The 21,669-nt window shown below is 67.9% G+C and carries 17 protein-coding genes and 1 other RNA gene; 16 read left to right on the top strand and 2 right to left on the bottom strand.

The window, feature by feature from the left end; translation table 11 throughout:
- Positions 1-5 precede the first annotated feature (5 nt).
- Both hemL and MUN46_RS01600 read right to left on the bottom strand, forming a co-directional pair.
- Complete coding sequence (gene hemL, locus MUN46_RS01605) at positions 6-1,295, bottom strand: glutamate-1-semialdehyde 2,1-aminomutase (RefSeq protein ID WP_243375871.1); 1,290 nt, start codon at positions 1,293-1,295, stop codon at positions 6-8.
- Between the two features lie 107 nt (positions 1,296-1,402).
- A complete protein-coding gene (locus MUN46_RS01600; protein WP_243375870.1) occupies positions 1,403-2,560 on the bottom strand; it encodes a hypothetical protein in 1,158 nt (385 codons plus the stop codon).
- A 106-nt stretch (positions 2,561-2,666) separates the two neighbouring features.
- On the opposite strand from MUN46_RS01600, the gene rnpB reads away from it, so the two are divergent.
- The 16 genes from rnpB to lpxC all read left to right on the top strand — a co-directional run bounded on the left by rnpB (position 2,667) and on the right by lpxC (position 21,666).
- An RNA gene (gene rnpB, locus MUN46_RS01595) (RNase P RNA component class A) lies at positions 2,667-2,977 on the top strand.
- Positions 2,978-3,379: 402 nt separating this feature from the next.
- Complete coding sequence (rsmH, locus tag MUN46_RS01590; protein ID WP_243375869.1) at positions 3,380-4,387, top strand: 16S rRNA (cytosine(1402)-N(4))-methyltransferase RsmH; 1,008 nt, start codon at positions 3,380-3,382, stop codon at positions 4,385-4,387.
- Entirely contained in the window at positions 4,384-4,710 is a 327-nt protein-coding gene (locus MUN46_RS01585; protein ID WP_243375868.1) for a hypothetical protein, read from the top strand. Before rsmH ends, MUN46_RS01585 begins: the two co-directional genes overlap by 4 nt.
- On the top strand, positions 4,703-6,598 hold the full coding sequence (locus MUN46_RS01580) for a peptidoglycan D,D-transpeptidase FtsI family protein (RefSeq protein WP_243375867.1): 1,896 nt from the start codon (positions 4,703-4,705) through the stop codon (positions 6,596-6,598). Before MUN46_RS01585 ends, MUN46_RS01580 begins: the two co-directional genes overlap by 8 nt.
- Positions 6,599-6,629: 31 nt before the next feature.
- Complete coding sequence (locus tag MUN46_RS01575) at positions 6,630-8,147, top strand: UDP-N-acetylmuramoyl-L-alanyl-D-glutamate--2,6-diaminopimelate ligase (RefSeq protein WP_243375865.1); 1,518 nt, start codon at positions 6,630-6,632, stop codon at positions 8,145-8,147.
- Positions 8,144-9,547, top strand: a complete 1,404-nt coding sequence (locus MUN46_RS01570; protein ID WP_243375863.1) for a UDP-N-acetylmuramoyl-tripeptide--D-alanyl-D-alanine ligase — start codon at positions 8,144-8,146, stop codon at positions 9,545-9,547. The genes MUN46_RS01575 and MUN46_RS01570 overlap by 4 nt, the downstream gene beginning before the upstream one ends.
- 8 nt (positions 9,548-9,555) lie before the next feature.
- Positions 9,556-10,710, top strand: a complete 1,155-nt coding sequence (mraY, locus tag MUN46_RS01565; protein WP_237978988.1) for a phospho-N-acetylmuramoyl-pentapeptide-transferase — start codon at positions 9,556-9,558, stop codon at positions 10,708-10,710.
- A gap of 35 nt (positions 10,711-10,745) precedes the next feature.
- Complete coding sequence (gene murD, locus MUN46_RS01560; RefSeq protein WP_243375861.1) at positions 10,746-12,188, top strand: UDP-N-acetylmuramoyl-L-alanine--D-glutamate ligase; 1,443 nt, start codon at positions 10,746-10,748, stop codon at positions 12,186-12,188.
- Positions 12,182-13,438: a putative lipid II flippase FtsW gene (ftsW, locus tag MUN46_RS01555; RefSeq protein ID WP_243375860.1), complete on the top strand. Its 1,257-nt coding sequence runs from the start codon at positions 12,182-12,184 to the stop codon at positions 13,436-13,438. Before murD ends, ftsW begins: the two co-directional genes overlap by 7 nt.
- A 35-nt stretch (positions 13,439-13,473) precedes the next feature.
- Positions 13,474-14,574, top strand: a complete 1,101-nt coding sequence (murG, locus tag MUN46_RS01550) for an undecaprenyldiphospho-muramoylpentapeptide beta-N-acetylglucosaminyltransferase (protein ID WP_243375859.1) — start codon at positions 13,474-13,476, stop codon at positions 14,572-14,574.
- 5 nt (positions 14,575-14,579) lie between these two features.
- Positions 14,580-15,995, top strand: a complete 1,416-nt coding sequence (gene murC / locus MUN46_RS01545; RefSeq protein ID WP_243375897.1) for a UDP-N-acetylmuramate--L-alanine ligase — start codon at positions 14,580-14,582, stop codon at positions 15,993-15,995.
- Positions 15,988-16,923, top strand: a complete 936-nt coding sequence (locus MUN46_RS01540; protein WP_243375857.1) for a D-alanine--D-alanine ligase — start codon at positions 15,988-15,990, stop codon at positions 16,921-16,923. The genes murC and MUN46_RS01540 overlap by 8 nt, the downstream gene beginning before the upstream one ends.
- A 46-nt stretch (positions 16,924-16,969) precedes the next feature.
- Positions 16,970-17,809 (top strand): cell division protein FtsQ/DivIB, encoded by an 840-nt coding sequence (locus MUN46_RS01535; protein WP_243375856.1) that lies wholly within the window; start codon positions 16,970-16,972, stop codon positions 17,807-17,809.
- Between the two features lie 6 nt (positions 17,810-17,815).
- A complete protein-coding gene (ftsA, locus tag MUN46_RS01530) occupies positions 17,816-19,063 on the top strand; it encodes a cell division protein FtsA (RefSeq protein ID WP_243375855.1) in 1,248 nt (415 codons plus the stop codon).
- A gap of 144 nt (positions 19,064-19,207) precedes the next feature.
- Positions 19,208-20,635: a cell division protein FtsZ gene (gene ftsZ / locus MUN46_RS01525; RefSeq protein WP_243375854.1), complete on the top strand. Its 1,428-nt coding sequence runs from the start codon at positions 19,208-19,210 to the stop codon at positions 20,633-20,635.
- A 113-nt stretch (positions 20,636-20,748) separates the two neighbouring features.
- On the top strand, positions 20,749-21,666 hold the full coding sequence (gene lpxC / locus MUN46_RS01520; RefSeq protein ID WP_243375853.1) for a UDP-3-O-acyl-N-acetylglucosamine deacetylase: 918 nt from the start codon (positions 20,749-20,751) through the stop codon (positions 21,664-21,666).
- Positions 21,667-21,669 lie beyond the last annotated feature (3 nt).

The following is a 21,669-nucleotide window of genomic DNA, read 5'->3' as shown; positions in this document are numbered from 1 at the left end:
GCGGCTTACCGGCCGGCCTTGAGCGCGGCGAAGGCCTCGCGGGCCGCCTCGATGGTGTGGCTGATCTCCTTGTCCGTGTGGGCGATGGAGACAAAGCCTGCTTCATAAGTGGAGGGCGCGAAATAGCAGCCGGCGTCGAGCATGTGGTGGAACCAGCGGCCGAAGGCTGCGGTGTCGGCCCGGGTGACTTCAGAGAAGCGCGTGGGCACTTTCGGCAGGAAGTAAAGGCCGAACATGCCGCCGCAGTAGTCGGCGCAGAACGGAACGCCCTCGCTTCTCGCGGCCTCGGTGAGGCCTTCGGTGAGCCTGCGGGAAATGGAGGTGAGCCGGTCGTAGAAGCCGGGGGCCTGGACGAGCTTGAGCGTGGCCAGGCCGGCCGCGACGGCAACCGGGTTCCCGGACAGCGTGCCCGCCTGGTAGACGGGGCCGAGCGGGGCCACCATGTTCATGATGTCCCGGCGCCCGCCGAAGGCGGAAACGGGCATGCCGCCGCCCACCACCTTGCCCAGCATGGTGAGGTCGGGCTTCACGCCGTAGACCGACTGCGCGCCGCCCAGCGCGACGCGGAATCCGGTCATGACCTCGTCGACGATCATCACGGCGCCGTACCGGGTGCACAGGTCGCGGATCGCATGGATGAACTCGGGCGAGCCCTTCACCATGTTCATGTTGCCGCCCACGGCCTCGACGATCACGCAGGCGATCTCGCTGCCGCAGCTCCTGAAGGTGTCCTCGAGCTGCTGGGGATTGTTGTATTCGAGGACGATCGTGTCGGCGGTGACCCCGGCGGGGATGCCGGCCGAGCTCGGGTGCCCGAAGGTGAGCATGCCGCTGCCCGCCTTGACGAGCAGGCGGTCGGAATGCCCGTGGTAGCACCCCTCGAACTTGATCACCTTGCTGCGGCCCGTGAAGCCGCAGGCGAGCCGGATGGCGCTCATGCCGGCCTCTGTGCCGGAGGAGGCGAGGCGGACGGTCTCGATGGAGGGGACGAGCTTGCGGATCTCCTCGGCGATCAGGATTTCGGGCTCCGTCGCCGTTCCGAAGGTCAGCCCGCGGTCGCACGCCTCATGGACCGCCCGCAGGACCTCCGGGTTGCCGTGGCCGAGGATCATGGGGCCCCAGGACAGGATGTAGTCGATGTACTTCTTTCCGGTCACATCCCACATGAAGGGCCCGGAGGCCTTCTGCATAAAGCGCGGAGAGCCGCCTACCGAGCGGAAGGCGCGGACGGGCGAGTTGACGCCGCCGGGGATGGAACGCTGCGCGCGTTCGAAAAGCTCATCATTGCGATCCATGGAAATAGTCTTCTGAGTGAGAAAAAGAAAAGGATCCCGGCTCAAGCCGGGATCCCGGTATTTTAATAAAAGAGCCGGCGGGAGCGCGAGGCCCCGGGGGCTGCCTCTCAGAACGTTTTCCCGAGCGAGAGATTGAACGAGGTCGGCGCGGGCCGGGCCGTCGCCTTGCCTGTGGCCACCTCGTCGTCGATGTGGTGAAAGCGCGGGAAAGCGGTCGTCATGCTGCCGGTCAGGTGGAACTCGCGGCTGAAGGCCCACGTAAATCCCACCTGCATGGCCGGATGGACGGAATGTTTCGTGAGCCCGTCGCGGTGCAGGCTGGCGTAGCCGAGCCCCAGGCCGGCGAAGACGCGCAGGGCGTCAGTGGCATCGGCGTGGTACTGGCCGAAGAGATTGACCTGGGTCATGTCCCACTTGTAGCGCTTGTCGCCGTACCAGTAAGTGTTGTGCCGGGACCGTATCACGCCGAGGTCGGCCGCCCAGTGGCGGTCGAAGTAGTGGCGCACGCCCGCGTTCCACCCCGCATCGGAGCTCATCGTCATGCCGTCCGGGCTGCCCAGGTCGTTGTGCACCCAGGAGGCGCCGCCGTAAACAAGGTTGCTGCGGTTGAACCAGACGCTTTTCGGCGTGAGGGGCATCTCCCTGGACGAGCGGCTGTCGATCGCGATGGTGGAGAAAAAGAAAAAGACGTTGGAGAACGGGATGTAGGTCATGTAGGCCCCGACGTTCTTCGTGCCGACGTTGACGAGGGGCAGGGGCGCGGGGATGGGCAGCCACATGTAGTCCGCGCGGAAGGTCAGCCCCGCGAGGTAGCCCGCGCCGACATGCAGCCCCGTCCGGCCCACGTTCCAGCGGGACAGCCAGGCGTAGCCCAGGAAGGGCTCGGGCTTGTAGTGGGAGTCGGAGAAGACGATCGCGTAGGCGAGCCTTTCGTTGCCCCGGCTGTCGATCATGCTGCGGGCGAAGCCGCCGCCGAAGGGATAGGCATTCTCCTGGCTGCGGTTGGAGTAGTCCCAGCGCGGATGCTCCGTGTACAGGGGCAGCACGAGATGGGTGTCGCCCCGGTCGACGAGCCTGCCGAAGCCGCGGCCCACGGATTTGAACCAGCCGGCGGCTCCCGGCTCGCGTTCGGAATCGTCGACAAGGCCGGCGGGCGTGGTTTCGCTGATCGCGGACAGCGCCCTGGCCGCGAGGCCCTCGGCGGAAGCGGCCGCGCACAGACTGGAGAGTACGGCAAGAGGGATCAGTTTTTTTGCTGGAAACATTTGCTGGCAGACAGGACAAACGGCAGATCAAAAAGGTATTGTATGCCAGCGTCCCGGCGGAGCGGTTGCTTCTTTTGGGATTTCTTCTTATAGTGTCCCTCCGCACGGAGTTTCTCGGACGGCCGTGGACGGGCGGCCCAGCGGCCCCCGCCCGAGGAAAGTCCGGACTTCACAGGACACCGTAGCAGCTAACGGCTGCCCGCCGCGAGGCGCGGATCAGAGCAGCAGAGACGAGCCGATTCAGTTCGGGTGAAACGGGCAATCTCTACGGGAAGCAACACTAAATAGGCAGCCGGTGACCCTGTCCGGCGAGGCTGCGGGTAAGTGGCTAGAGCCCGGCCGCGAGGCCGGGACAAGACGAATGGCCGTCACCGGGGCGACCCGGAACAAAATCCGGCTTATAGAGAAACTCCGTGTTCTTATCCATCGCTGAGGCGGGCCCGGCGGCGTTCATATTTTGGCCGACGGGGGAAAAGGGCCGCCTATTTTCCATAAAATCAAATCCCAATGATTTTAAAATGAAATTTTATGGCGCTTCCGCCTTTTCGGCTCTTCGTGAAAATCTTTTTCCCGCTGTTTTTCCTCATGCGCGGAAAATCTCCGGGAATTAGCGCCGGGGCGGGCAAACCCCCGTTTTCAGCGGGTTCCTGATATATTTTCATTTAAACTTTTTCAACTGGACAAACTCGTTTAATATTCGCGGTACGATTTTGCTCCAGCCGCAGGACGTTGCGCCAAGGGAGCCTTCCGGCGTTGAAGGGGAAGGCGCTCCCCCGCGGCCGCCCCCGGACATTTTTTAACAGACAGGCGGGACAGGTTTTGGAAAGCGCAGTTCATCAGGCAGGCTCGAAAGAGTTCGTCCATCGGCCGGTCCTGGCGGAGGAAACCCCGCGGGAGCTGGTGTGGAAGGCCGACGGCCTTTATGTGGACGCCACCTTCGGGCGCGGCGGGCACACGCGCCGCATTCTCGCGAGGCTTTCCCCTGCCGGCAGGCTTTTCGCCTTTGACCGCGACCCCGAGGCAGTGGCAGCCGCCGCCTCGATCGCGGATCCCCGCTTCAGGATCATTCATGCCCCCTTTTCCCGCATGAGCGGCGAGCTGGCGGCCCGCGGCGTTGCGCCCGGCTCCGTGAGCGGCATCATGATGGACATCGGGGTTTCCTCTCCGCAGATCGACGACGCATCGCGCGGTTTTTCCTTCCGCAGCGACGGCCCCCTCGACATGCGCATGGACACCTCCTGCGGCATGACGGCGGCGCAGTGGCTCGCCGGCGTGAAGGAGCAGGAGCTTGCCGAGACGATTTCCCGCTACGGCGAGGAGCGCTACGCGAGGCGCATCGCCCGCGCGATCGTCGCCGAGCGCGCGAAGGCGCCCGTCGACACGACCTTCAGGCTCGCCTCGATCGTGGAGGGGGCGGTGCCGAGAAGCCGCAGCGACAGCGCGCAGCATCCGGCCACCCGGACCTTCCAGGCGATACGCATCAGGATCAACGGAGAGCTTGACGAGCTGAGCGAGGCGCTGCGGCAGGCCGGGGAGCTGCTCGCGCCGGGCGGGCGGCTCGCGGTGATCAGCTTCCACTCGCTCGAGGACCGGATCGTGAAAAGATTTTTCGAGGCGGCCGAGCATCCCGAAAGGGAGCTCGACCCGAGGCTGCCGCTGCGGCAGTCGGACCTTCCGAGTCCGCTGTTCGAGCGGGTGCGCCGCATCCGTCCCGGCGAGGCCGAATGCGCGGCGAACCCCCGGGCCCGCTCGGCGACGCTGCGGGTGGGCGAGCGCAGCGCCGAGCCCTGGAGGGATCCGGAGAAGGCGCCGGGAGGAAGCAGATGAGGGAAGGGCGCTTCAGGGTCATCACGGTCGTGACGCTGGCGGGGGCCGCCGTCCTCTTCCTGAGCGGCATCTCTCTTGTCACGAGCCAGAGCAGGGTCCGGTCGCTCACCGCGCAGATCGAGCGGCTGCAAAACGAGAGCAAGCGGCTCAACGACGACGCGACGGATCTTTATATGGAGATTTCGCGCGCGGCCCTGCCCGGCTACATCGCCACCGAGGCTGCGAAGTCGGGGCTGCAGCCCGCGACGAGCCGCAACACGGTGACGCTCGAGTACAAGGAGCTGCCGGCGGTGAAGGAAAGCGGGGGGCTGAATCATGAATGAGTGGCTCAGAAAAACCGCGAGACGCCTGGCCAGGCGGCTCATCGTCCGCTTCAAGCGCTGGTGGCGCCTGGAGGGCGTTCCGATCAAGGGCCGGCGGGCCGCCCCCGGGCAGGATCCGTTGCTTGCGGTTCAGATCCAGCCGGTGCGCTCCTACATCGCGCTCGGCATCATTTCTGCGGCGCTGTGCGTGCTGGTGCTGCGCGCGTTCTGGCTCCAGGGCGGCATCTCGACCGACTTCCTGCTGCGGCAGGGCGAGGTGCGGTTCGCCCGGACGCTGTCCGTGCCCGCGCCGAGAGGGCAGATCCTCGACCGCAACGGCATCGTGCTCGCCTCGACCATGCCCGCCCGGTCGGTCTGGGTCGTGCCCTCGGAGGCCGCGGCCGCCACTCCGGAGCAGATTGCGAAGCTCGGGAAGCTGCTCGACATGAAGCCCTCGGAGATCATGGCGAGGATTGCCGTGCGGCGCAGCAAGAGCTTCGTGTACCTGCACCGGCAGGTGGACGTGAGCGTGGCCAACCAGGTGAAGGAATGCAGGATCCCCGGCGTGCACGTGTCCGACGAGATGAGGCGCCAGTACCCCGACGGGCAGGTCTCCGCCCATGTCGTCGGCTACACCAACCTGGAGGAGAAGGGCCAGGAGGGCATTGAGCTCGCGCGCGACAAGGTGCTCACCGGAGAGTCGGGCCGCCGGCGCGTGATCCGCGACCGCCTGGGCCGGGTCGTGGAGGACGCCTGGCTGCGCGAGCCGGTGTCCGGCAAGGACATTGAGCTGTCGATTGACTCGCGCATCCAGTACCTCACGTTTGATGCGCTTTCCAAGTCGGTGGCCGCCCACAAGGCGAAGGCCGGGGCGGCGATAGTGGCCGACGTGCGCACGGGCGAGATCCTCGCCCTCGCCAACATCCCGACCTACGATCCGAACGAGCGCCGCACGGTCACCTTCGAGCGCATGAGAAACCGCGCGCTCACCGACGTGTTCGAGCCCGGCTCCACGATGAAGCCCTTTGCGGTCGCCAAGGGCCTCGACATGGGCGTGGTCACTCCCGACACGATCATCGACACCTCGCCCGGGCGCTTCACGATCGGCAACCGCACGATCAGCGACACCCACAACTACGGGCGGATTTCCGTGCGGCAGGTGATCGCGAAGTCCTCCAACATCGGCACCACCAAGATTTCGTTCAAGGTGAACCGCGAGGTGATGTACAAGATGTACCGCGACCTCGGGTTCGGCACTGCGCCCGACGTGGGCTTCCCCGGCGCGGCCGCCGGCATTCTGCGCAACGGCAGGAACTGGCAGCCGATCGAGCAGGCGACCATCTCCTACGGCCACGGCGTGGCCGTTTCCCTGGTGCAGCTCGTGCGGGCCTACACGGCCTTCGCCCGCAACGGCGACGTGATTCCGCTCACCCTCTTCAAGACCGGGCGGGCGGCCGAGGGCGTTCAGGTCTACAAGCCGAAGACCGCGCACCAGATGCGCGGCATGATGATGGGCGTGCTCGAGTCGGGCGGCACCGCGACCCGGGCCCGGGTTCCGGGCTACTCGGTCGCAGGCAAGACGGGGACGGCCTACAAGATTCAGAACGGCCAGTACGTGCACCGCTACGTCTCCGACTTCATCGGCATCGTCCCGGCTTCCAACCCGCGGGTGATCATCGCCGTCATGATCGATGATCCGACGGAAGGCGGCCATGTGGGCGGCGTCGTGGCGGGCCCTGTGTTCGCGCAGATCGCCGAGGGAGTGCTCACCACGCTGCACGTGGCGCCCGACCAGCCTGACACCCTTCAGGGGGTCGTGTTCGCGAAAAACGCAGACTCCGGGCGCGGCGTTGAGCTTGCCGGAGGCCGCAGGCCCCGCCAGGGCGGCGCGGCGCCGTCTGCGCGCTGAAATGTCAAAGTCAAGAGGATTCAGAAAGCCAATGTCTGAGGCAACGCTGGGCGAAGCCCTTCAGTGGTTGAAGCAAAAGGCTGCCGCCGACGCGCAGCTCGAGCTGGATTCAAGGCGCGTCGCAAGGGGCGACGTGTTCCTCGCGGTTCCCGGGCTGTCGGCCGACGGCCGGCGCTTCATGCAGGCCGCGGCGGACGCGGGCGCGGGCGCCGTGCTCTACGATTCGCAGGGCGCGCAGGGGTTCCAGCCGCCCGATGCCGTCCCCAGCCTCGCGGTGAGGGGGCTGGCCGCCTCGCTGGGCGCGTTCGCCTCGGCTTATTACGGGGAGCCTTCGCGCCGCCTTTCGGGAGCGGCGGTGACCGGCACCAACGGCAAGACGACAACGAGCCAGTGGATGGGCGAGCTCTTCACGCGGCTCGGACAGCCCTGCGCGGTGCTCGGCACCATAGGCTGCAGCATGGCGGGGCGCTCCTATTCCGCGGTGCCCCTCACCACGCCCGACCCGGTGACCATCCAGCGCCTGCTCCATGCGGCCGCGCTCGACGGGGCCCGGGCCTTTGCGATCGAGGCGAGCTCGATCGGCCTGGCGCAGGGACGGCTGGACGGGACGCGGATCCGCTGGGCCCTTTTCACCAATCTCACCCGCGACCACCTCGATTACCACAAGACCATGCAGGCCTACGAGGACGCGAAGGCGCTGCTTTTCGAGCGGCCGGAGCTGGAGGCCGCGGTGGTGAACATCGACGATCCGGCGGGGGCCCGGATGTGCCGCACGGCGCTCGCGCACGGGGTGCGCACCATTGCGGCGACCTCGCGGGGCACGGCCGTGCCCGAGGGCTGCGAGGCGCTGGAGGCCCGGGACGTTGAAGTCGGGGCTTCGGGCGTGTCGTTCCGCCTCGCCTGGAAGGGCAGGCAGTACCCGGTGCAGGCGAGGGCGCTCGGCCTGTTCAACGTGGACAACCTGCTGGGCGCCGCGGGCGTGGTGCTCGCCTCCGGAGCGGCCGGGGCGGAGCAGGTCGCGGCGCTGCTCGGGGAGCTGCTGCCGCCGCCGGGGCGCCTGCAGCAGGTGTGCGCTCCGGGGATGCCGCTGGGCGTGGTCGACTACTGCCATACGCCTGACGCGATCGACAAGGCCCTGGAGACGCTGCGGCCGGTGGCCCGCGCCCGCGGCGGCAGGCTCTGGATCGTCGTCGGCGCGGGCGGCAACCGCGACCACGGCAAGCGCCCCCTCATGGGACGCTCGGCGGCCGCCGGCGCCGACCGGGTCATCGTCACGACGGACAATCCGCGCTTTGAGGACCCGCTGGCCATCGCGCAGGCCGTGGCCGCCGGAGCGGGCGGCCCCCGCATCATCCTCGACCGGGCGGAGGCGATTCAGACGGCGGTGTCCGAGGCCGCCCCCGAGGATGTGATCCTCGTGGCGGGCAAGGGCCATGAAACCTATCAGGAAGTGCGGGGCGTGAGGCATCACTTCTCCGATGCGGAGGCGCTTGAACGGGCCTTCGGGGAATGCGCCCGGACCGCCCGCAGGAACAAGGAACAGAAATGAGTGAAGAGTTGATTTCGGCAGCGGAAATCGCGGCCACGATCGCCGGCGCGAAGCTTCTGGGCGACGGCTCGGTCAGGGTGACGGGCGTCTCGACGGATGCGAGGACAGTGCGGCCCGGAGAACTTTTCGCGGGGCTGCGCGGCGAGCGCTTCGACGGCACGGACTTCGCGGGGGATGCGCTCGGCAGGGGCGCGGCCGCGGTTCTGGTCTCCCGCCCCGTGCAGGGCTCGGACGCGCCCCAGATCGTCGTGCCCGACGTCGGGCGCGCCTTCACCGAGTCGGCGGCGGCCTGGAGGCGCCGGTTTCAGATTCCGGTGATCCTCGTGTCGGGCAGCAACGGCAAGACCACGACGACCCAGATGATCGCCTCTGTCCTTCGCGCGGCTTTCGGCGCGCAGGGCAGCCTTGCCACCGAGGGCAACTTCAACAACGCCGTGGGCGTGCCGATCACCCTGTGGCGGCTGCGCCGCACCCACCGGGCCGCCGTGGTTGAGGCGGGGATGAGCCATGTGGGCGAGATGGCCGAGCTCGCCGCGGAGATCGCCCCGACGGTCGCGCTGGTCAACAACGCCCAGCGCGAGCATCAGGAGTTTCTGCCGAACGTGGAGGCAACGGCCGTCGAGAACGGCCGGGCGATCGAGGCCCTGCCGGAGGACGGCGTGGCGGTCTTCCCGGCCGACGACGCCTGCGCCGGCATCTGGTGCAGGGACGCTGCGGGGCGGCGCACGATGACCTTCGCGACCCAGCCCGGCGTCGCGGCGGACGTGACGGCGGAAGTCTTCTCCATGGCCTCGAGCACGGAGGTGCGCATGAAAACCCCCGCGGGCGACCTGATGGTGCGGCTCGCGATCGCGGGCGCGCACAATGGCCGCAACGCCTGCGCGGCCGCGGCCTGCGCGCTTGCCGCGGGCATTCCGCTGGAGGCGGTGGCCGAGGGGCTGCGCCGGTTCCGGCCCGTCGCCCGCCGCGGCGTGAGGACGGTGCTGCCCTCGGGAGTGCTCCTGATCGACGACACTTATAATGCGAACCCCGACTCGATGCGCGCGGCGATCCGCGTGCTCGCCGGCGCTCCCGCTCCCCGCGTGCTCATCGCGGGGGACATGGGCGAGGTGGGCTCCCGCGGCGCCGAGTACCACGAGGAAATCGGGCGCTTCGCCGCAGAAAGCGGGGTGCAGAAAATGCTCTGCTGCGGGGAGCTGATGGCCTGCGCGGCCCGGGCCTTCGGCCCCGGGGCGCGGCATTTCGCGGGCTTCGGCGAGCTGCAGCGGCAGGCGCAGGAGGAGGTCTCCGCCATGAAGGGCGGCACGGTGCTCGTGAAAGCGTCCAATTTCATGCACTTCGACCGGATTGTGAAGGCGCTGCAGGAAGGCGGATGCCGCTCTGACCAAACAACGAACTGAGTTCTGACATGCTTCTTTACCTTTTCCACTGGCTCTCCGGCAGCGTCCGGGCCTTTGCAGTCTTCGACTACCTGTCGCTCAGGGCGGTGCTCGCGACGCTGACGGCGCTCGCGATAGGGCTGGCCTTCGGCCCCTACACGATCCGCGAGCTCAAGAAGCTGCATTTCGGCCAGGCGGTGCGCACCGACGGGCCGAAGACCCACCTGAAAAAGGACGGGACGCCCACGATGGGCGGCATCCTGATCCTTGCCTCGATGACCATTTCGACGCTGCTGTGGATTGACCTGTCGAACCGCTACATCTGGGTGGTGCTTCTCGTGACGCTCGGCTACGGCTGGATCGGCTGGACGGACGACTACCGCAAGGTGGTGCACCACGATCCCCACGGCATGAGCGCCCGGGAAAAGTTCGGCTGGCAGTCGCTCATCGGCATCCTCGTGGCGGTCTACCTCGCCTTCGCGATCGAGGCCCCCTCGGGCTCCTCGGCCTTCTCGATGCTCTGGGACTGGCTCCGCTCGGGCTTTACGCTGCCCTACAGCGGCAGGCTCGACTTCACGATTCCGTTTTTCAAGCAGATCTCCTTCCCGTTCGGCGTGTTCGGCTTCGTCGTGCTCACGTATTTCGTCATCGTGGGCACGAGCAATGCCGTGAACCTGACCGACGGGCTTGACGGCCTCGCGATCCTTCCCTGCGTGATGGTGGGCGGCGCGCTCGGCATCTTCGCCTATGCGCTGGGACGGCCCGATTTCGCCGAGTACCTGCTTTTCCACTACATTCCGGGAGCCGGCGAGCTTGTCGTTTTCTGCGGGGCGATGGCCGGCGCGGGGCTCGCGTTCCTCTGGTTCAACGCCCATCCGGCCCAGATGTTCATGGGCGACGTGGGCGCGCTCGCGCTCGGCGGCGCTCTCGGCTGCATCGCGGTGATCGTGCGCCAGGAGCTGGTGCTGGCGATCATGGGCGGGATTTTCGTCGTGGAGACGCTCTCGGTCATCATCCAGACCACGTACTTCAGGCTCACGCACGGCAAGCGGGTGTTCCTCATGGCCCCGCTGCACCATCACTTCGAGCTGAAGGGCTGGGCGGAAACGCAGGTGGTGGTGCGCTTCTGGATCATCACGATCATTCTTGTTCTGATCGGCCTCACAACGCTTAAAATCCGCTGATCTCCCGCAGCGGGATCTGATGAAGGGATAAGGCTATGTCAACTCAAAAGGCTGTGGTTTTCGGACTGGGCTCCTCCGGCTTTAACGCCGCCCTGTACCTGGCCGGGCGGGGTTTTGACGTGCTGGTGCAGGACACGAGGCGGCAGCCGCCGCTGCTCGACAGGCTGCGCTCGGAGGCGCCCTCGGCGAAGTTTTCAAGCCCGATGGACCCGGCCGGCCTTGACGGGGCGCAGCTCGTCGTGATTTCGCCCGGGCTCTCGCCGCGGTTTTCCGCCGCGGCCCCCGTGGTGAAGGCTGCGCGGGAGCGCGGCATCGAGGTCGTGGGCGAGATCGAGCTTTTCGCCCGGGAGCTCGAGAGGCTGCGCGGGCAGCGCGGCTACAGCCCCTGCGTGATCGGCGTGACGGGCACAAACGGCAAGACCACGACCACCTCGCTCACCACGAAGATGCTGCTCGAAAGCGGCCTGACGGCCGTGGCTGCGGGCAACATCGGGCCGAGCGCGATTCGGGAGCTCTCCACGCGCGCGGCCTCGGGGGATCTGCCCCAGGTCTGGGTGCTCGAGCTCTCGAGCTTCCAGCTGGAGACGACCTCCAGCCTGCACTGCAGGGCCGCGGTGATCACCAACGTGACGCAGGACCACCTTGACTGGCACGGCGGCTTCGGCCCGTACGTTGAGGCCAAGCGCCGGATCTTCACTCCGGGGACGCTCGAGGTGCTCAACCGGGGCGACCGCCTGTCGATGGAAAGCGCGCGGCCCGGCGAGCGCACGGAGACCTTCGGGCTGGACGAGCCGAAGCGCCCCGGCGACTGGGGGCTCACGGAGTTGGACGGGGTGCAGTGGCTGTGCCGCGCGCGTTCGGACGACGCGGGCGGGCTGCGCCTGGAGCGGCTGATGCCGGTCCCGGCGCTTAAGATCCGCGGCCTGCACAACGCGCTCAACGCCCTCACCTCGCTCGCGCTGGCCCTTGCCGCGGGCGCGGAGCCGGGCGCCGCGCTGCGGGCGCTGCAGGCCTACCGCGGCGAGCCGCACCGCACGGAGTTCGTGCAGTCGGTGCGCGGGGTCGACTTCATCGATGACTCGAAGGGCACGGACGTGGGGGCGACCGCCGCCGGGCTCGAAGGGCTGGGCAGCGCGGGCGCGAAGCTCATCGTCATTCTCGGCGGCGACGGCAAGGGGCAGGATTTCTCACTGCTTGAGCCCGCGGTGAAGCGCTGGGCGAAGGGAGCCGTCACCTTCGGGCGCGACGGCGGGATCATCGCCCGGGCCATCGAGCCCTCGGGCGTTGCGCACAGCGCCGCCCCGGACCTTGAGCAGGCCGTCCGCCAGGCTTTCGCCATGGCCCGAGCGGGCGACACGGTGCTGCTGTCTCCGGCCTGCGCGAGCTGGGACATGTTCCCTAATTACGTGGAGCGCGCGAAGCTCTTTCGCGAGGTCGTCGCTCGAATCGCTTCCGAGGAGGCCGGCCGGTCGTGCTAGATAGGCTCCGCGGCCGCCTTGCGCGCCGCAGAAAGGACGAAGACGCGCTCAGGGTCGAGGCGGTCTATCCCAACGAGATGAGCACTCCCGTCTCGGGAGGCAGGCTCATGCGCGGCAGGAGCCTCGATTTCGACTGGGTGGTGGTCGCGGTGGTGAGCCTGCTGCTCGGGCTGGGCACCGTCATGGTCTACTCGGCCTCGATTTCGCTTGCCGACTCGCCCAAGTACGGCACCTCCCAGACCTACTTCCTCACCCGGCACCTCATTTCGCTTGCCATTTCCCTGGCCGCGGCCTACGGCGTCTACCACGTCCCGATGAGGGCGTGGCTGCGGCTGGCCAAGCCCCTCGGGGTGCTGGCCGTGCTGCTGCTCGTGCTCGTGCTCGTGCCGGGCGTGGGCGTGAGCGTGAACGGCTCCCGGCGCTGGATCCGCTTCCCGTTCATGAACCTGCAGGTCTCGGAGTTCACGAAGTTCGTGGCGGTGATCTTCGCCTCGTACTTCACCCTCACGCGCCAGGACTACATGCATTCCTTCCGCAAGGGGTTCCTGCCGATGGCCCTTGCCGTGGGGGCCGTGGCCGCGCTGCTCATCGTGCAGCCGGACCTCGGCGCGACCATTGTCGTCATCGCCATCGTGATGGGCGTGCTGTTCGTCGGGGGGCTCTCCTATAAAATCTTCTTTCTCATGGTCGCGGCCGTGGCCGGGCTCGTGGCGTCCATGATCATTTGGACGCCCTGGAGGCTGAGCCGGGTGGTGGCCTATCTCGACCCGTGGAACGAGGAGAACGTGCTGGGCAAGGCCTACCAGCTTTCCCACTCTCTCATCGCGCTCGGGCGCGGGGAAATCTTCGGGGCGGGCCTGGGCGGGTCGGTGGAGAAGCTCAACTATCTGCCCGAGGCCCATACGGACTTCATATTCGCAGTGATCGGCGAAGAGCTCGGATTTGTCGGCGTGGTCGTGGTGCTTTTCCTGTACTACCGCCTGATCCGCAGCGCCTTTGAGATCGGCCGCATCGCCGTTAAGATGGACAACGTCTTCTCCGGCCTTGTCGCCCAGGGCGTGGGCATCTGGATCGGGGTGCAGGTCTGCATCAACGTCGGCGTGGCCACGGGGCTGCTGCCGACCAAGGGGCTCACGCTGCCGCTCATGAGCTACGGGGGTTCGGCGATCCTGTCCACGCTGTGCGGCATTGCGCTGCTGCTGCGCGTGGACCACGAAAACCGCGTGCTGATGCACGGCGGCCAGATCTAGGCCGGCCTGCGGAATAAGAAAAAAGCGAAAAAGCGATGACTTCTGGAAAACATTTGGTAATAGCGGCTGCGGGGACCGGCGGGCACGTGATGCCCGGCCTCGCGGTGGCCGCGGCCATGCGCGCCCGGGGCTGGACGGTCTCCTGGCTCGGCACGGAGACGGGCATGGAGCGGCGGCTGGTCGAGCGGCGCGGCATCGAGATGGACGCGGTCGACTTTTCCGGCGTCCGGGGCCGGGGGCTCGCCGAGGCCGCCCGGGGCGCGGTGAAGCTGCTGCGGGCTTTCCCCGCTTCGCGGGACATCCTCCGGCGGCGCGGGGCGAACGCCTTTTTCTCCACCGGCGGCTACATCGCCGTTCCGTCGGCGATCGCCGCGCACAGGATGGGGATCCCCGCCGTGGTGATGAACTGCGACGCCTCGAGCCTGCTGTCGGTGCGGATGGTGCTGCCGTTCATCGACGTCCTCGCGTGCGGCTTTGACGGCGAGGCCGCCCGGCGGGCCGGGGCGCGCGCCGTGGTGACGGGCAACCCCGTGAGAAGCGAAATTGCCTCGCTGCCGCCTCCCGAGGAGCGGCTCGCGGGCCGCGGCGGGAGGCTGCGGCTTCTCGTCTTCGGCGGCAGCCTCGGGGCGCGCTTCCTCAACCGGCTGCTGCCCGCGGCGCTTGCGCTGCTGCCCCCCGAGTTCCGCCCCGAGGTCATCCACCAGTGCGGGGCCGGGGCCGAGGAGGAAGTCAGGGGGCTTTACGCGAAGGCGGGGCTCAAGGCCTCGATCCGCCCCTTTATCGATGACATGGCCGCGGCCTACGCCTGGTCGGATCTCGTGATCTGCAGGGCGGGCGCCACCAGCGTCTCGGAAATCTGCGCGGCGGGCGCCGCGGCGATGCTCGTCCCCCTGGTGGTGAAGACCACGTCCCACCAGCTGCAGAACGCCCAGTACATGGAGAAAAACGGGGCCGGGATCTGCCTGCGGCAGAGCGGTCTCACGCCGCAGGCGCTTGCGCAGAGGCTGCGCGGCGCGGATCGCCAGGAGCTGCTGCGCATGGCCTGCGCGGCGCGGCGCCTGTCGCATTCGGATGCCGCGGACCGCGTTGCGGATATCATTGAGGCACGGACGGATCTAACTTTTAAGGTGCTCTGATGGCATTGAAATTTGTAGTCAAAAACGTGCATTTCGTCGGAATCGGCGGAGCGGGCATGAGCGGCATAGCGGAGGTGCTCCTGAACCTCGGCTACCACGTGACCGGGTCGGACATCGCCGAGAGCGAAACCACCGCCCGCCTCAGGAGCCTGGGGGCCACGGTCTGGAAGGGGCACGACGCGAGCCACGTGAAGGGGGCCGACGCGGTGGTGGTCTCCTCGGCCGTGCATGAGGACAACCCGGAGGTGCAGGCGGCCCGCGCGGCGCGCATCCCGGTGGTTCCCCGGGCGGTGATGCTCGCCGAGCTCATGCGGCTGCGCAAGGGCATCGCCATTGCGGGCACGCACGGCAAGACCACGACCACGTCGCTCACCACCGCGCTCATTTCCGAGGGAGGGCTCGACCCCACCTTTGTGATCGGCGGCAGGCTCAACGCGGCCGGCACCAACGCGAAGCTGGGGACCGGGGAGTATCTGGTGGCCGAGGCCGACGAGTCCGACGCCTCGTTTCTCAACCTCTCGCCGGTGCTCGCCGTGGTCACCAACATCGACCACGACCATATGGACACCTACGGGCAGGATTTCGGGCGGCTGAAGGAAGCCTTCGTGCGCTTCGTGGAGAGGCTGCCTTTTTACGGCGTGGCGGTGCTGTGCATCGATGACGAGAACGTGCGCTCGATCATCCCGAGGGTGACCAAGCGCGTGGTGACCTACGGCCTCAGCGAGGACGCCCAGGTGCGCGCGGTGGACGTCGAGCGCAGCGGCCTGCAGATGAAGTACACGGTGCTGCGGCCGGGCTACGAGCCCCTGCCTGTGGTTCTGAACCTGCCGGGCATGCAGTATGTGGCCAATTCGCTCGCCGCGATCACGGTGGCCACCCTGGTGGGCGTCTCCGACGAAGCGATCCGCCGCGGCCTTGCTTCCTTCCGCGGCGTGGGCCGGCGCTTTGCCGTGACCGAGGGGCTGCGCGTGCCGCAGGAGGAGGGCGGCGGAACCTTTACGCTGATCGACGACTACGGGCACCATCCCCATGAAATGCAGGCGACGATCGACTCCGCCCGTGGAGCCTTCCCCGGGCACCGCATCGTGGTCGCCTTCCAGCCGCACCGCTTCACTCGCACGCGCGACTGCTTTGAGGATCTCGTGCAGGTGCTCAACCGCGGCGCCGACGTGCTCGTGCTCACCGAGGTCTATCCTGCAGGCGAGTCCCCGATCGTGGGGGCCGACAGCCGCTCCCTGGCCAGGGCGATCCGGCTTGCGGGCGGAGCGGATCTGATCTATGAGGAAAAAGTGGAGGATGTGCCCGCGGCAGTCCTCAAGGTGGTGCGCGACGGCGATGTCGTGCTCACGCTGGGCGCCGGCTCCATAGGCCGAGCCGCACCGGCCATCATCAAGCTTGCAGGGGGGAAGAAAAATGATTGACGCGGCGAGTCTGGGCCGGGTGGCGGTATTGATGGGCGGGCGCTCAAGCGAGCGCGAGGTGTCGCTGTCGAGCGGGCAGGGCGTGCTTGAGGCGCTTCGCCGCTGTGGCGTGGACGCCCGCGCCTTCGACCCGGGCCGGCAGAGCCTCGGAGAGCTTGAGTCCGGGGGATTCGACCGGGCCTTCAACATGCTCCACGGCCCGGGCGGCGAGGACGGAACGATTCAGGGCGTGCTCGAGTGGCTGAGAATCCCCTATACGGGTTCGGGCGTGCTTGCGAGCGCGCTGGCCATCGACAAGGACGCGACCTGCCGGCTCTGGCGCGGGGAGGGGCTGCCCGTGCCCGACGGCGTGAGGACGAACGATCCGCGGGAGGCGGCCTCCCTCATCGCCCGGCTCGGCGCGAGCCTCATCGTGAAGCCCGACCATGACGGCAGCTCCTTCGGGGTCGTGAAGCTCGAGCGGGCCGACGAGAGCTCGCTTGCGAAGGCGATCCGCGAGAGCTGCGGCGGGCGCGACTCAGTGCGCGTCGAGCGCCTGATCCACGGCCGGGAGTTCACCGCCGCGGTGCTCGGCGAGGGCGCCTCGGCGCGGATGCTCCCGATTGTGGAGATCATCGCCCCGGGCGGCGACTACAACAGCGTGAACAAGTACCAGGGCAGCGAGGTGAAGTACGCCTGCCCGGCCGCTCTTCCCGAGAGCACCGCGCAGGCGGTTGAGCGCGACGTGCTGCGCGCCTACCGGGTGATCGGGGCCCGCGGCTGGGGCCGCATCGACTTCATGATGGAAGAGGGGGCCTGGCGGCTGCTCGAGATCAACACGAATCCGGGGATGACTCCGCATTCGCTCGTGCCGATGGCCGCGCGCGCCGCGGGCATTTCCTACGAGGAGCTCGTGATGCAGGTGGCGGCCGCGGCGAGGCTCGACTGAGGCCGCAGGCGCCTTTTCAAGGCCGGGGGACGGGGACACGACAGCCATGCAGGAGAACACGGGGGCGAAGCGGCGGATCCGCAGGGGCGCGGGCATCGTGATGATGCTGTGCCTGGCGGCGCTCGCCTGGCTGGCGGGCGACTACGCGGTGCACCGGCCGTATTTCAGCATCCGCACGATAGAGATCGCCGGGGAGACGGACTTCATCGACTGCCCGGCGCTCGAGAAGTCGCTCTGGGAGAGCCTGCGCGGGAACTACTTCACCGCCGACATCGACGCGCTGCGCGGGGTGGCCGAGGCGGTGCCCTGGGTGTCGCGGGCGAGCGTCGAGCGGGTCTGGCCCGATGCGCTCCGCGTCACGATCGTGCGCCGGCGCGCGGCGGCCCTCTGGGGGGGCACCCGGCTGCTGTCGGACCGCGGGGAGATCTTCGCGCCGAAGGAGGTGAAGGCCTCGGAGGCGCAGAAGCTGCCCCGGTTCTCCGGGCCTGACCCGATGGCCCCGCAGGTGGTGGAGATGTTCGGCGTGCTCGAGCCCCTGGCGCGGCGGCTCGGCGCGGACGTCGAGGAGCTTTCCGTGACCGACCGGGGGGCCTGGTCGATGAAGATCGAGGGCGGCAGCGTCCCCGAAACGCGGATTATCCTCGGGCGCGAGACTCACGACAGCAGCGCGGGCAGCCGCTTTGCCCTGGTGGTCGCCCACTACGGCGAGGTCGCCCGCATGATGGGAGGGCCGCCCGCGCAGATTGACGCGCGCTATGTGAACGCATTCGCGGCCACGATGCCGGACCCCGCGAAGATCGCGGCCCATGAACAGAAGCAGGCCGCCGCGGAGGCCCAGGCCGCGCAGCCGAAGGACGCCGGGAAAGCGGATGGCCCGGCGGTGTAGGACGATATGGACAAAAGCAATTTACTGGCGGCGCTCGACGTCGGCACCAGCAAGGTCGCGGTGATCGTCGCAGAACCGAACAGCGAGGGCGCGGTGAAGATCTGCGGCCTCGGCTCCACGCGCTCCGAGGGCGTGCGCAGCGGCGTCGTGGTGGACATCGGGGCGGCCGTGGGCTCGATCCGCGCGGCCATTGACGAGGCTGAGAGAACCTCGGGGCTGCACATCACCGACGTGTACACGGCCTGCGAGGACTACCGGCTCAGATTCGTGAACAACGTGGGCGCCACGCCCGTGCGCGGGCCCGAGATCGGCCAGTCCGACGTGGACGCGGCCGTGGCCAACGCGAAGGAGGTCAAGCTCAAGAGCGGCGAGCAGGTGCTCAAGATCCTGATCCAGGAGTTCGCGGTCGACGGCGAGGGCGGCATCCTCAAGCCCATGGGCATGACGGGAAACCGGCTCGAGGCGTCGATACACGTGGCCTGCGGCTCGCCCACGACGGCGACCAACCTGCTGCGCTGCGTGCGCCGCAGCGGCGTCGAGGTGGCGCACTGGACCGTGCCCGTGTGGGCCTCGGCCTGGGCGGTTCTCACGCCCTCGGAGCGCGATCTGGGGGTCTGCCTGATCGATTTCGGCGGCGGCACGGTCGACGTGACCGTCTACATCCGCAACGTCGTCTGGTTCACGGCGATCGTCCCCCTGGGCGGCAGCGCCGTCACGAAGGACATCGCCGCGCTCTACCAGCTCGACGAGAAGGCGGCCGAGCTCGTGAAGCTGCGCTTCGGCGGGGCGGACGCGAGCCGCTACAGGGCCTGCGACGTCATCAACCCCGCGGAGCTGCTGCACGCCGACACCCCGGTGGGCGAGGCGCGCGTGATCGCGCAGCAGGAGCTCGCCGAGGTGATCGAGGCGAGGCTGCGCGAAATCCTGAAGATCGTGCGCGAGATGCTCAAGTGGACGGGGCTCGACCAGCGCATTCCCGCCGGCGTCGTGTTCACCGGAGGCGTGAGCCAGACCGAGGGCTTCCTCAAGCTCGCCCGCAGCGTCTTCGAGCAGCACTGCCGGATCGGCTCGCCGGACATCGGGCAGACGATCGGCGGCACGGGCAGCTCCCCGGCCTGGTCGACGGCGGTGGGGCTGCTCAGGGAGGCGGCCCGGGACGCCATGCTGCACCGCAAGGCGATGGACAGCGGAAAAATGCACATGGGCCGGGGCACCTGGGAGACGATCAAGCGCTGGTTCATCGGCAATTACTGATTTGCCCCGCCCCTGAGGCGGGCGCGCCGATCCTGCGAAAATTGAGCTGAACACACCAAAATCGTAGATAATGTTCCAAATTCACGCTCTCCGCGACGGAGGGCTTAAAGGCGAGCAGTCAGGGCTGCGTCACGGAGATGTGCAATGAGTAGTTTCGAAATGCTGGACAAAGACCCGCGCAACACGGTGATCAAGGTGATCGGCGTGGGCGGGGGCGGCGGCAACGCCGTCCAGTATATGGTGGATCAGGGCGCCGACGGCATCGAGTTCATCGCCGCCAATACCGACCACCAGGCGCTTGCGATGAACAAGGCCCACGTCCTGCTGCAGCTTGGCGAGAGCGGCCTGGGCGCCGGAGCGAACCCCGAGGTCGGAGCGAAGGCCGCGGTGGATTCCGCCGAGCGGATCCGCGACGCCGTCTCCGGCGCGCACCTGCTCTTCATCACGGCGGGCATGGGCGGCGGCACCGGCACGGGCGCGGCCCCCGTCATCGCCAAGATCGCCAAGGAGGAGGGCATCCTCACCGTCGGCGTGGTGACCAAGCCCTTCTCCTACGAGGGCACGCCGCGCATGACGCGCGCCGAAAAGGGCATCGAGAACCTGAAGAAGTACGTGGACTCGCTCATCGTGATCCTCAACGACAAGCTCGAGGACGAGTTCGGCGAGGACGCGACCATGGAGGACTGCTTCAATGCCGCGAACGAGGTGCTCTACAAGGCCTGCAACGGCATTGCGGAGATCATCCACACGCCGGGCCTGATCAACGTCGACTTCAACGATTTGTCCACCGTGATGCGCGAGCACGGCACGGCCCTCATGGGATCGGCCACCGCCTCCGGGCCGGACCGCGCCGAGAAGGCGGCCACGCAGGCCGTGTCCTCGCCGCTGCTCGAGGGCACCGACCTGCACGGGGCCCGCGGGCTTCTGGTTTACGTGACGGCGAGCAACTCGCTCAAGCTCTCCGAGCCGCGCAAGGTGATGAAGATCCTGAACAATTTCGTCTCGCCCGGCGCGAACGTGATTTTCGGCTCGGCCCGCGACGATTCGATGGGCGACAACCTGAGGGTGACGGTGGTGGCCACCGGCATGGACAGCCCGCTGTCGGGAGCCGACGCGCAGAAGCAGGGCGCTCGCCCCGACTGGTCGTCGATTTTCTCCGCTCCCTCGGCGGCCTCTCAGGCCGCGCCGGCGGCCGGCTCCGCCGAAAAGGCGCCCGCCCAGGCCGCTCCGGCCGAGGCCCCGAAGCCCGAGCCGATTCCTGCCTTCAAGGATCCGACGGAGCCCGAGCAGCCGCACCGCGCGGCCCCCGCGCCGTCCCCGGCGGGCGGCGCTCCCGCCGCCGCGGCGGCCCCCGGCTTTGCCTGGGAGTCTCCGAAGGCGGAGAGCGCGCAGCCCGAGCCCAAGGCCAAGCCCAGGCCCGAAAAGCCCGCCGAGAGCGCGGCGGCCGAACCGGGCGCCCGCCCGGAGGGCAAGCCCCTTGAAGTGAATGTCTGGAGCCAGGGCTTTTTCAGCGAGGAAATGCTCAGGAGCATGGAAACGCCCGCCTTCAGCCGCAACAAGCCGCATCACTGAGGCGGCGATTCCGCTAAAATAGCGGATCCAGAATTTTTCGCCGGCGCCCGGGGCGCCGAGGTCTTCGGCCTTTGAAGGGCCTTGAGGCGCCGGCCTTGAAACACAGCTAAAAAATGCTTAAGCAGAGAACGCTAAAGGAGCCGGTCTCGACGGTGGGGATCGGACTGCACAGCGGGCGCCGCATCCGCATGGTTTTCCGTCCGGCCCCCGAGAACGCGGGCATCGTTTTCCGGAGAACGGATCTGAAGGGCGCGCCGGACATCCCCGCCCGGCCTGAGAACGTGAACGACACCAGGCTGGCGACCACCGTCAACGTGGGCAGCGCCCGGGTGAGCACGATCGAGCACCTGATGAGCGCCTTCAACGGCCTGGGGATCGACAACTGCCTGGTGGAGGTCGACGCCCCGGAGATCCCGGTGATGGACGGCTCCGCGGCGAGTTTCGTTTTTCTGATCCATGCCGCCGGCATCGTCGAGCAGAATGCGCCGAAGCGCTTCGTGCGCGTGCTGAAGGCGGTCGAGGTGAAGGACGGCGACAAGAGCGCGAGGCTCGAGCCGCATTTCGGCTTCACGCTCGACTTTTCGATCAGCTTCCACCACCCCGCCATCGACGCGACGATTCAGCGCGCCCGGGTGGACTTCTCGAAGGATTCCTATGTGAAGGACGTCTCCCGGGCCCGCACCTTCGGGTTCGTGAACGACGTGGAGTTCCTGCGCTCGATGGGCCTCGCCCAGGGCGGCACGCTCGAGAACGCCGTCGTGATGGACGACTACCGGGTGCTCAACAGCGGCGGGCTGCGCAGCCGCGACGAATTCGTGAAGCACAAGATCCTCGACGCGATGGGCGACCTCTACGTGCTGGGGCATCCGCTGCTGGCCGCGTACACGGCCCACAAGTCGGGGCACGCGCTCAACAACCGGCTGCTGCGGGCGCTGCTGGCCGAACAGGGGGCCTGGGAGCTCGTCACTTTCGAGGAGGCGCAGAAGGCCCCCGTCGACTTTGTCTTCAAGCCCTCCGGCGCCCTCGCCTGAAAG

Origin of the sequence: Mesosutterella faecium, assembly GCF_022809315.2 — a bacterium.
Lineage (GTDB): Bacteria > Pseudomonadota > Gammaproteobacteria > Burkholderiales > Burkholderiaceae_F > Mesosutterella > Mesosutterella faecium.
Note: the sequence above shows the minus strand (reverse complement) of the source record. Positions and strands in the feature narration are given on the sequence as shown.